The 12,492-nt window shown below is 27.4% G+C and carries 10 protein-coding genes; 2 read left to right on the forward strand and 8 right to left on the reverse strand.

What is annotated here, in order from left to right; all coding sequences use genetic code 11:
* Positions 1-104: 104 nt before the first annotated feature.
* The 4 genes from ACA135_RS05575 to ACA135_RS05590 form a co-directional block, all read right to left on the reverse strand.
* Positions 105-2,912 carry a transglutaminase domain-containing protein gene (locus tag ACA135_RS05575; protein WP_409197777.1) on the reverse strand — a complete coding sequence of 936 codons (2,808 nt, stop codon included), beginning with the start codon at positions 2,910-2,912 and terminating at the stop codon, positions 105-107.
* 813 nt (positions 2,913-3,725) lie between these two features.
* Positions 3,726-4,181, reverse strand: a complete 456-nt coding sequence (locus ACA135_RS05580; protein WP_409197778.1) for an RDD family protein — start codon at positions 4,179-4,181, stop codon at positions 3,726-3,728.
* Between the two features lie 69 nt (positions 4,182-4,250).
* Positions 4,251-5,261, reverse strand: coding sequence for a hydrogenase expression/formation protein HypE (gene hypE / locus ACA135_RS05585; RefSeq protein WP_409197779.1), 1,011 nt, complete (start codon positions 5,259-5,261; stop codon positions 4,251-4,253).
* A gap of 212 nt (positions 5,262-5,473) precedes the next feature.
* The gene (locus tag ACA135_RS05590; RefSeq protein ID WP_409197780.1) at positions 5,474-5,851 is read right to left on the reverse strand and encodes a 30S ribosomal protein S8e; all 378 of its coding nucleotides are present in this window, start codon (positions 5,849-5,851) and stop codon (positions 5,474-5,476) included.
* Between the two features lie 679 nt (positions 5,852-6,530).
* On the opposite strand from ACA135_RS05590, the gene ACA135_RS05595 reads away from it, so the two are divergent.
* Entirely contained in the window at positions 6,531-7,208 is a 678-nt protein-coding gene (locus ACA135_RS05595) for a DNA polymerase domain-containing protein (RefSeq protein ID WP_409197781.1), read from the forward strand.
* 84 nt (positions 7,209-7,292) lie between these two features.
* Positions 7,293-8,000, forward strand: coding sequence for a TIGR02253 family HAD-type hydrolase (locus tag ACA135_RS05600; protein WP_409197782.1), 708 nt, complete (start codon positions 7,293-7,295; stop codon positions 7,998-8,000).
* A gap of 69 nt (positions 8,001-8,069) precedes the next feature.
* Here ACA135_RS05600 and ACA135_RS05605 read toward each other — a convergent pair whose 3' ends face one another.
* The 4 genes from ACA135_RS05605 to hemB all read right to left on the reverse strand — a co-directional run bounded on the left by ACA135_RS05605 (position 8,070) and on the right by hemB (position 12,484).
* Complete coding sequence (locus tag ACA135_RS05605) at positions 8,070-8,843, reverse strand: exodeoxyribonuclease III (RefSeq protein WP_409197783.1); 774 nt, start codon at positions 8,841-8,843, stop codon at positions 8,070-8,072.
* A 35-nt stretch (positions 8,844-8,878) separates the two neighbouring features.
* Positions 8,879-10,429: a phenylalanine--tRNA ligase subunit alpha gene (locus tag ACA135_RS05610; protein WP_409197784.1), complete on the reverse strand. Its 1,551-nt coding sequence runs from the start codon at positions 10,427-10,429 to the stop codon at positions 8,879-8,881.
* A gap of 122 nt (positions 10,430-10,551) precedes the next feature.
* A complete protein-coding gene (locus tag ACA135_RS05615; RefSeq protein ID WP_409197785.1) occupies positions 10,552-11,454 on the reverse strand; it encodes a triphosphoribosyl-dephospho-CoA synthase in 903 nt (300 codons plus the stop codon).
* A gap of 34 nt (positions 11,455-11,488) precedes the next feature.
* Positions 11,489-12,484: a porphobilinogen synthase gene (gene hemB, locus ACA135_RS05620; RefSeq protein ID WP_409197786.1), complete on the reverse strand. Its 996-nt coding sequence runs from the start codon at positions 12,482-12,484 to the stop codon at positions 11,489-11,491.
* Positions 12,485-12,492: the final 8 nt, after the last annotated feature.

A 12,492-nucleotide genomic window follows, 5' to 3' on the forward strand; every position in this document is an offset into this window, starting at 1 on the left:
ATTTATTTAAAGTTTTATGAAAAAAATAATAAAAATAAGATAATGAGTTTAAAAAAAAAAAAAATAAACTCAAATAATAAATTTTTAATTAAAACATACTAAATCTAAAATGGCACTACAACATATTTATGTAAATCTGAAAATGAATACACATTCCAATTCACTACATGACCTAAACTATTTCTAACACTAGTAGCATCAGCTGAATACCATGTGTCCCCAATAAGAATTTGTGCCCAAACATGTCCAGTAACTAAACCACTACTAAATGTACATCCTTGACCATGACAGTATCTAGCAGCTAAACCTGCAGCTCTACAGAGAGCAATAACAAGACTAGCTTGATCTACACAGTTTCCTTTACCTGCAGATAAAGTACCAGAAGCACCTCTAACACTATTACTATAGTAACTGTAACTAATGTCATCTCTAACATAATTAAATATGGCAGTAGCTTTATCAGCTTGAGTAGTTAAACCTGAAGTTAAACTATTAGCTAAAGATATAATAGTGCTGCTTTGAGAGTTACATTTCCAACTAGTACTATTAGCATAATAAGCACTTGCATCTGCACCATTATTTCGCTCATTTAAACCAGATACAAACTGGTTAGTTGGTAAATCACTAGAAGTACCACCATTTACAGAAGAAGAAACAACAGAAACAAAATTAGGGAAACGACCATTCTCTGAATAGAATATTAAAGCTTTTACCATAGCATAAGTATAATCATCAAATGACATTTGACCTAAAGAAGTACCTACATAATTAGGATCATAACCATGATTATTAACAAAAGTAACAACTTTAATAGCAACATTTACAAGTTTATCCATATCATATTTACCATTAATATAATCTCCATTAGGATTAGGTGCAGTAGTAACATCCTTAAGAGTTACGCTATTAGTATTTCCAGAATTAATATTAACAATTGCTTGAGCAACATAATATGCAAAATCACCTATAGTATAAGTTTTATCATTAAGAGTTATACTATCAGGTAAGAGAGAATTAGCTAAAACATAATCCCGTATAGAAATAGCTCCAGAAATTATTTGATTAATAGTTATATCAGAGCTAACAGGTTGCGGATTAACAATTATATTTTGAATATCCCCATTACAAGCACTGTAAACAGAATCTCCAGAATAGAATCCTTGAATAGTGTAAGTTCCTACTGCTAATCCAATTGGTATGTTTATTATACCATTTTCATCTGTAGTGTAAGTATAGTTAAATTTCTGTCCAGATGCTTTAGTGAATACTATTAACATTTCTTTATTTGCTATTGTATTTCCATAAATATCAATTAATGTTAAAGTGTAAGATTGACCTGAACCTTGATACATAGTAAGATTAGAAGATTGGATTAAAGTAGGAGTTTTAGGAGCAGATATTGTTAAATCAACAACAACACTACTTGGATTATAATTATTATTACCTGCAAATGAATATTTTACACTATATTCACCTTTAGCAAGACCTACTGAAAAAGTTGCTTTACCTGTATTATCTGTACTTACATAATAATCTTTACTATTATTACCTAGAGAAAATGTCATACAAATATGTTGACCGATAAGTACTTTACCATTAATATCTGTTAAAATAACACTTACATTAGTACCATCATCTTGGATCATACTTACATTATCAGCAGTTAAAACTGTATCAGTTTTATTTGTATTATAATTGTTAACTATAAAAGAACTAGTTCCTTGACATGAATTGTAAGTTGAATCACCTTTAAAATTATAGGTAATTGAATATGTACCTGCAGAATAACCATTAGGCAAATATAAACTTGCAACACCTTTTTCATTACTTACAATTTCAAAAGATAAACCATTAATAGATACAAAAATATTTTTATCATCTAAAAGATTACCTGATGCATCAAGAAGTGTGATATTGTATAATATGTTTTCATAATTAGTGTAAACAGTTAAATTTTTACCATTGACTACAGTATTTGTTTTAGAAACTGTTGGAGTAACTACAGAAATAGGAGAGAATCCTGAAACATTACGATAGGTATTGTCTCCATTATATGTATAATAAACATCATATGATCCTAGTGCAAGATTTACTTGAATATTTGCTTTACCTTCTGAATTTGTAGTTATTGTATAAGGATTAGTATATTGTGTTCCTTTTCCAAATACTACATTAACTTGTCGGTTACTTAAAGGGTTTCCATTAATATCTGTTAATGAAACTGTTAAACTGTTTCCTTTAGGAATTGTATTATTTAAAAGATTAATAATAGTATAAACCCCATCTATAACAGTTAAATCTACAGAATTACTGCTTGCAGGATAATTAGTTGATCCAGCATAAGAATAAGTAACTGTATAAGTATTAGGTGCTAAGTTAATTGGTATACTCACATCTCCATTACTATTTGTAGTTAAGAAGTAAGTTTTATTATTAGAACCAAATTTGAAATCTAAAGCAATTATTTGATTGGATATTCCATTGTTATTTCCATCAAATAGAGAGACTATAAAGTTATCTCCTTTATATACAGTATTTCCTGAACAATTCAATGTAGTGGTTGATAGATAAGTATCCCCAAGAATATTATTATTATTTGTTTGACTTAACATACTTTGTGAAGATTGTAAAACCACATTACTATTAGAACTATCCAAATTATTATCACTAGTTGTAGTATTTGCATTATTTGCAATATTCCCATTAGTGGATGAGTTGGAAGCAACATCCTGAGAAGCTTCAATATTATTTGAAACTTGAGAAGTACTATTAGTTAAATCTGAGATTTGGTTAATATTACTACATAAATTTGGATTGTTTGATACATCACTAGCATTACTTGCACAAACCCCACTAATACTTATAAAAAGTATTAATGATAATACAAGAATAAATGCTTTGTTTTTTATCAAAATTTTTCCACCTCAATTTATTAAATTATAATTTTCTAGTAATTATGAAAAAATTATTTTATAAATTTGATCACCTAAAAAAAATAAGCTTTTTAAAAATATTTCTAAAAATTTAATTTTTTTAAATCCTTTTATTTCTTAAAAAAAAATATTCACGAAAATAATTAATTATTTTATATTAATAATAATTTTTTTTATGTGAAAAATAAAAGGTGTATTTTTTTTTTGGGTGAAATATTTTTTCCACAATTATTATACATATTTTTATATAGTGAAAATATATAAAAGTAACTACGATAAAAAATTAATAAAATCAATGCTTTTCAATTTTAAAAGCTTAATAAAAGTATAAACATACTTAATTTTAAATTAAAATAGTTTTTGTAACTATAAACTCAATAGATAAGTTTAAAGTTTATAAAGATTAAAATTACCTCTGAAAAATTAAGTGATTTTGAAACTATTAATAAATATATATTTAATTATCTATTTAAAAAAAAATTAACTTACTAATAAAATTTCATTAATGAATTAATTAAGATTTCTAAATTTAAGAGTGAATATTGTATCATGATTAAAAATAAATTATTAATAAGTATATAAAAGTAAGATTATGATTATAAAATGTTAAAAATCGTATAATCGTGATGATTAAATTATTTTTAATAACTTATTTTGTTTAACTGTTTTAAAAATAGTGTTAGTTGATTTTTGATTAATATTTTTATAAAATAGGGTTTTAAATATGTTTTAGAAAATTATTTTAAAAAAAGTTTGTTTAATGAAAAAAATGTGTTTTTCATTAACCTAAATTTAGTTTATTAATTCTTCTTTATCTTCAGCATCATCTTGAGAATTATCTTCAAATTCTTCTTTTACAATAACTGTTCTTGAGATGTAATCAAGAAATCTATCATCTTTTTTAACTATGATACCTACTAAAATATCTAATATAATAATTACCCAATAAATTTTAGAAATACTTCTAACAAATGTTTGGGCATATGATAAATCTTTATTAGTAGATTGAACTTCTATAGCAAATAATCTTTTACCTAATGTTGCATGATTAACTTTTTCAAGCACAGTGAAATAAATTAATTGAACTATTGGTAATACAAAGATGAAATAATGGTATATTGCAAAAACGTTATAATGATTTGCGAATAAATAAAGGACATAGGATATTATCCACATGAATGCTGATACGACAAAAAAGTCTACTATGTAAGCACCAGCTCTTTGTTTAAAGTATTCAATTTTAACCATAAATTTTTTGCCACCTATATTATAATCTATTAATATTTATTATATTAATGATATATAAAAACTATTTTTTTAACAAACTCTTGGAACCGGATCAGCAATTGGTGTTTCCATGATTCTTACACCACCAACAGGTGTTTCAACTAATACATGATTGTCATCAGTTACTTCACCTATTATTGCAGCGTTTTTACCATATTTATCTTTTTTAATAGCTTTTAAAATATCTTCTGCATCGCTTGCTTTAACACCCATTACTACTTTTCCTTCATTAGCAACTTCATAAGGGTCTATACCTAACATGTCACTAACTCCACGAACTTCATCACGAATAGGTATACTGTCATCTTGGAGAAGTACTCCTACTCCAGATTTATCTGCCATTTCATTTATAGCATTAGCAAATCCTCCACGTGTAGGATCTTTCATTGCATGAATTTCTCCAGCAGCAGTTGCTTTTTCAACAATTCCCCACATTGGTGCAACATCACTTTGTAGTGTTGATTCAAAGTTAATACCTTCTCTTAAACTCATTAAACTTAAACCATGATCTCCTACAGTTCCAGTTATTATGATTTTATCTCCGATTTCTAAAGTTGAATCTCTTATGACTTTATCAGTATCAACTATACCTAACCCTGTAGTTGATATAACAATTCCATCTAATTTATCAGATTCCATTACTTTAGTATCTCCGGCAACTATTGCAACATCTACTTCTTGACAGCAAGCATCCATAGATTTCATGATTGTGTCTAATGATTCTTCTGGAAATCCTTCTTGAATTATCATTGAATTTGTGATTGCAAGAGGTTTTGCCCCCATCATACTTACATCATTTATGGTTCCTGCAGCTGCGATTCTACCAATATCCCCTCCAGGGAAGAATAAAGGATTTACAGTATGTCCATCAGTTGTTATTACAATTTGTTGATTTCCAATTGGAATAGTTGCTCCATCATCTAATGAATCTAATCCAATTCCATCATTAACCGCTTTTTTAGTTACATTTCCAAGGATAGTGTCTTTTATAAGGTTTTCCATAACCTCTCCACCGGCTCCATGGTTCATTCCTATTTTCATAAAGTATACTCCATTGTTTTTAATAATTTGTATTTAATTAAATAAAAAGAAACGATTAATTATCTTTTTATTTTAAAATTAGATTTATAAAATTAAAAAATAACATTATGTAATATATTATAAGTATTTAAAATAGTTTATGTAAATAAAAATAGTTTGTTTATAATATATAAAAATAATGAGTTAAATAAAAAAAAGATTAATTAGTATGCTTAAATAAGCACACCGTTAATAACACCATCTTGACCAGGACGACTAGTTACTTTTGCTTTACCAGCGCTAGTTTCAACAATAGCTCCTTTGGTTATGATGTTACGTCTAACATAGTTTGGATTAGCTTTGTTTTCAATAACATTATATATTTCAGCATTTTCAGCAGTGTTACTTTCAGGGTTTATAATGTTTATAGTGTTTCCTTCAGCTAATCTGTTTTTAAAATTACCACCGTGGGTTCTTATTTTTCTAAGATTCTTTTCACCAAGTCTGGTTTCTGCAGGATCTCTTCCTAATTCGAATTTTCTTTTTCCACGCATTGAAATGTTTCTTTTACCAGATGGTCCTCTGGTAGATTTTCCTTGACTAATTGCCATTTTATAATCACCATTTTATAAATTAATTATACATTCTTTTTTTTTAATAATAATAGTTTTTTCCAAAATTTTCTTTTGGAAAAGTTAATTAAAATAAAACTCTTTAAAAAGTTTTTTCTATTAAATAATTTTAATAAACAATAAAAATTATTTTTCTATATTTTTTATATAATTGAAAAAAATTAGAGTCTTCTTTATAAGTATAATATCAAAATATTATGTTTAATATTATATATAAATATTATGTCGAAACATACAAATTTCAAATTTTTACAAAAATTTTTCCCAAAAAAAATTTTATTAAAGGTTCTATTTTATTGTATAAACAAATATTTTTTCGAGACAAAAAAAATATTTTACTAATAAAAATTAAGCAAGTAATTAATGTTAATTATTCTAATTTATTGAATAATTTTTTTGAAAATGCAAGAATTATAATCAAAAAAACAGATAATTAGAATTATAATATAATATATGTATTTGCATATTATATAAACATTAGCATTAATTGTTAAGACTTATTAAATACTAAAAAAAAATGGAATAAACTTGATAAAATTAAAAAAAATATTAATTCTTAGAATTTAAGGCTAAATAGTTAAAAAATTTATTATAAGATAAAAAACAAATTAAATATAATTAAATTGAAAAGAAATATTTTTTCAGGTGCCACTTAAATATGGAATCTAAAACACAAACAGAAAAAGAAATTGAAATTCAAAAAAAAGTTAAAGAATTTTTAGGCACTTTTAATAGTACATTACCTTCAACTATGGAATTAGAATATGAAGGATTTTATCGTAGAGGATTCTTTTTAACCAAAAAAAGATATGCTGTAATTGAAAATGGAAAAATAATAGCTAAAGGATTGGAATTAGTTAGAAGAGATTGGGCTCCAATAGCAAAACAAACCCAAGAAAACATTTTAGAAGCTATCCTTAAAGAAGGTAACATTAGCAAGGCAGTTAAAATAATTGGTAAAAATTTAAAAAAAATAAAATCAGGAAATGTTAATTTAGAAGATTTAGTTATTCATACTCAAATTACTAAAAAATTATCAGAATATAAACAGATAGGTCCTCATGTAATAGCTGCAAAAAAAATGGAAGAAAAAGGTATGGAAATTGGAAAAGGAACCATTATACGTTATGTGATAAAAAAAGGTAAAGGATCTATAAGTCAAAGAGCAGTTCCTTATGAATTGAGTGAAGATGTAGTTTATGATGCTGATTATTATATTAATAATCAAGTTTTACCTGCTGTATCAAGAATAATGCAATCTTTAGGATATACTAAGGAAGATTTAGCTAATTTAGCAACTAATGAAAAACAGCAAAGTTTAGATGATTTCTTTTAAAATTGAAATTTTTTTTTTAATAATAATTTATATAAACTTTAAAAAATATAAATAAGAATTAATATTTATAATGTGTGAATAAGAATGACTAAATGTGGAGATAATAAATTGGATGAAAAAGCAGTATTTTTTGATATAGATGATACATTATTAGATACTTCAAGCTTCGCTGAAACAGCTCGAAGAGCTGCAATTGAAATGATGGTGGAAAATGGATTACCATTAGAAAAAGATGAAGCTTACGATTTACTTAAAGAAATAATTGAACAAAAAGGAAGTAATTATGATAAACACTTTAATGTATTAACTAAAACAGTTTTAGGAGAAGAAGATCCATTCCTCATAGCATTAGGAATGACTACTTACCATAATGTGAAATTCGCATTACTCCGACCATTTCCTCGAACTACTCAAACATTATTATACTTAAAAACTAAAGGTTATAAATTAGGAGCAATAAGTAACGGAATCACAATAAAACAATGGGAAAAATTAATCAGATTAAATATCCATGGATTTTTTGATGAAGTAATAACTTCAGAAGAAGTAGGATTCAAAAAACCAAATCGTCACATTTTCGAAGAAGCTCTATCAAAAATGAATTGTAAAGCAGAAAAAAGTATAATGGTAGGGAATAAACTAGATGTAGATATTATTGGAGCTGCAAATGCTGGAATGAAAACCGTACTTGTAAATTCAAATATTGATTTAGAATCTGAAGAAAGAATAATTGAAGAAAATATTGATTTAAAAGTTTTAAACAATATCTCAGAATTAAACACTATATTATAAAAAAATAGTAAAAATAATAGGGGAAAATATAAATTTTCCCTTTATGAAAAAAATTTCATCCTTATTTTTTTATAAATCTAATTTTAAACCTATTGGGCAATGATCAGATCCCATTACATCAGATAAAATGTAGGAATCAACTACTTTATCTAAAAATTCTTCATTTACAAAGAAATAATCTAATCTCCAACCTACATTTCGGTCTCGTGCTTTAGTACGATAACTCCACCAAGTATATTGATCAGGTTCTTGGTTGAATTCACGAAATGTGTCTACATAACCATTACTTAAGAACTTAGAAACCCATTCTCTTTCTATAGGTAGGAATCCTGAAACTTCTTCATTAGCTTTAGGTCTTGCAAGATCTATTGGATTGTGGGCTGTGTTTAAATCACCGCAAATTACAAGATTATTTCCTTCATCACGTAGTTTATTTGTATAATCTAGGAAAGCATCATAGAAATCTAATTTATATTGTAAGCGTTCTTCTCCAGATCCACCATTTGGATAGTAAATATTTAATAGGGTGAATTCATCGTAATCTATTCTTAATAGGCGACCTTCAGTATCGAATTTGTCTATTCCCATTCCGTTTATAACATTTTGGGGTTTAATTTGTGAATAGGTTGCTACTCCACTGTATCCTTTACGTTCTGCACTGTTGAAATAGCTAGTGTAGTCTGGTATATTGATTAATTTTTTTGGTAATTGGTCTATTTGGGCTTTGGTTTCTTGTATTGAAATTATATCTGGTTTATTTTCACTTAACCAGTCTATGAAACCTTTACGATGTATAGCTCTTATACCATTCACATTCCAGGATATTAATTCTAACTCAGACATTTATATTCCAACCTATTTTTTTTAATCTTTTTTTTTTAATCTAATTTTATTCCTTTATCTAATGGTAGTTCTCTTAACCATTTGATATCACTTTTATAAAGCATTCTTATATCGTTTATATCATAACGTAACATTGCTAATCTTTCTATTCCTAAACCGAATGCTAATGCTGGGGTATCTATTCCTAATGGTTTTAATACTTCAGGACGGAACATTCCTGCTCCTCCTAATTCTATCCATGAATCTTTTTCTTCAAAGAATACTTCGGTTTCTATACTTAGATAAGTGTAAGGGAAATATGCTGGTCTGAAACGTACTTGTGTGAATCCTAATTTTTTATAGAATTCTCTTAGGATTCCTAAAAGGTTTTGGAAATTAATGTTTTCACCAGCTACTACTCCTTCTACTTGATGGAATTCTGGTAAGTGTTTATAATTAATTGTTTCTCTACGGAATACTCGTCCTACACTGAACATTTTAAATGGAGGTTCATGGCTTTCTAAGTATTTTGTACTGATTCCTGTTGTGTGAGTTCTTAGTACTGATTGTTTTGCAACTTCTACATCCCATTTATAACCCCAACCTTCAGATGAAGTTTCCCCACCATCTTCGTGAGTGCGTGCAACACGTTCGACTAGTTCTTCATCAGGTAAATCTACACGTGCAGGGTTTTTAACATAAAAGGTATCTTGCATTTCACGTGCTGCATGGTCTTGTGGTTGGAAGAGTGAATCAAAATTCCAGAATGCACTGTTTAAAATATCACCATCTGATTCAGTAAATCCCATGTTTAAAAATATATCACGTATTTCTTCTATGATTTTTCTAAGTGGATGCATTTTACCAGGGAATATGTTTGGTGATTCTGCATTAATATCATATGGTCTGTATGATAATTTTTCATATTCTCCACTTTCTAATTGTTCATGTGTTAATTGTGTTGCTTGTTCTTTTATGGTTATTCCTGTTTCTAAAATTTTTGAACCTAATGGTGTTAATTTAAATGAGTGATCTACTTTTTTAGTATCTTTTAATAAATTTTTACGGTTTTTTAATTCATTTAATCCTTTTAGTAAATTATTAGGTAATTCGAATGGGTTTATAATATGTTTAATTTTTAAGATACTGAGTAATTCTTCGTCAGATCCTAAATTATTAAATGCATTTTCCCCTTTTTCTGTTATGCTTATTACACCTTTATCGATTTTAGCCCAGTTTTTACGAACTAACCAACCCATTGCAATGTTAACTTCGAATTTTTGTAATCCTGCTGCACCCATAAGGTCTTTCATTGGTATTTGTTTCTTTTCTTTTAGTACATTGATTACTCTACGTTCTGGTAGACCTTCATCTGCAAATAGTGCACCATCAGATGTTAATTGGAAATGTTCTTCTACATCTTTTTCCATGATAATTATATCTTTTGATGCAAGAGATCCTGCTGCACTCATAACTGATTTAATATCCATACCTGTGTTTTCAGCTATTTTATCTGGTGTTATGTTTTCGTCTTTTTCTAACTCTTTTAAGAGTTTTTTTTCATAAATATGTAATTCATTAATAATTTTTGTAATATCGTCACTCATTTTATGTTCAACCGTAAAAAAAATTTTTAATATAAAATAGAATAATAATGTTTTTGTTTTAATAAGTTTATATATTTTTTTTAAAATGGGGGAATTATAAAAAAATAATTTTAAATATTTTTTTATTCCATTTCATCTTTTAAGTAACTTAACATTATACTTGCAGCTGTTAAATCTGCTGTAGTTCCTGGATTATAATTATTTTCATAAAGATAGTCATCAAAGTAATTTAAATCTTTATCAAAATATTCTTCACCGTATTCGTTTAGTAAAGTTTTAGCACTTTCACTAACTTTTGATGATTCTTCTTCACCATATTTACGACTAATTAAAGTATCTGGTACTTTTGAAAGGATTGTTAAAAATGTTTGAACTGTTGCAGTGTTGGTTCTTTTCTCTTTTCTTAATTCATCAAAAGTTTTAAATCCAATATTAAATATTTTTGGCATTTTATTTGTTAATTCAAATGCTAATTGATCCCAACCTGCAGAAATTTCTAATACATCGTACATTGTTTGATTATTTTTTCGAAGTTCATCTTTTGCATTGTCACTTTGAACATCATACTCTTCTTGTTCACCCATTCCTCCGGCACTTGCAAGATTTATTGCATCATAAAGGTTTATTGCATCTTCAACTGTTGTAGCATCTAATAATTTTCCAACATTTTCTTGGATTTCAGTAAAATCATTACTAATACTTGCAGCTTGAGCTATTGGAACTTCTAACATCATTATACCTAGGTTAGTATTATTTTTAATCCAATTATCAGTTTCTTTAACTGCTTCTAAAATATATTTACCTATTTGTGCTTTACTATAATCATTATCTTTTAGTATTTCTTTTGCTTGGGTTGCTGCTGATGTGATAATGTTTTGTGTTACTACTCCGCTGATGAGGAAATCTTCAAAGGACATGTCGAAAAAGTCTCGTGTACGATGAACGTTTCCAGGTTTTGGATATCCGCTTACTTCTAAAACACTTGATATTGATGAGATTTTACCTATGAGTTCTGGTTTTAACATTAAAATTTAGCTCCTTTATTAATAATTTAATTTTTTATAATTTATCTAATAAGTCTGGTGCAAAGTTAGTTATTATTAATTCTGCTCCTGCTCTTTTAATTGCTACCATAGCTTCAATTATGGATTCTTCAGGTAAAACTCCTGCTTGTATTGCTGTTTTAAGCATAGAGTATTCTCCACTTACACTATAAGTAGCTATTGGCATGTTGAAATTTTCACTTACACGGTTAATAATATCTAAACATGGAATTGCAGGTTTGACCATTACAATATCTGCACCTTCTAAGATGTCTAATTCTACTTCACGTAAAGCTTCATTAGTGTTTGCTGGATCCATTTGATAACTTTTACGATTCCCTTCACCTGGAGCACTGCAAGCTGCGTCTCTAAAAGGTGCATAAAATGTTGAAGCGTATTTAGCAGAATAAGCCATGATTATTACATCATCATAACCATTTTCATCTAAAGCTTCTCTAATTGCACTTACTCTACCATCCATCATATCTGATGGTGCTACAATATCTGCTCCTGCTTCTGCTTGACTTACTGCTACTTTACATAAATATTCTAATGATTCGTCATTTAAAATTTTTAAATTATTATCACAGTTTTCATCTTCAGTTATTAATCCACAGTGACCATGAGATGTGTATTGGCATAAGCATACATCTCCTATTACTACGAGATTTGTTTCGGCTTTTAATTTACGAATAGTTTTTTGAACAATTCCTGTAGATTTAAATGCTGGTGTACCTATTTCATCTTTTTCTGCAGTTAATGGTACTCCGAAAACTATTATTGACTTTAAACCTTTGTTTTCTAATGTTTTAGCATATTCTACGGCATCATCTATACTGTATCGGTATTCATCGGGCATTGTTGGAATTGGTTCTTTTTTACCATTTTCTAATCCGTCTTTAACAAAGATTGGATAGATTAAATCTTCTTTTAAAAGTTTTGTTTCACGAACCATATCACGTATATTTTCATTTTTTCGTAGTCTTCTCATTCTAGTTGTTGGAAAATCCATAATTTTCT

The organism is Methanobrevibacter acididurans (genome assembly GCF_046197875.1).
Lineage (GTDB): Archaea > Methanobacteriota > Methanobacteria > Methanobacteriales > Methanobacteriaceae > Methanobrevibacter_A > Methanobrevibacter_A acididurans.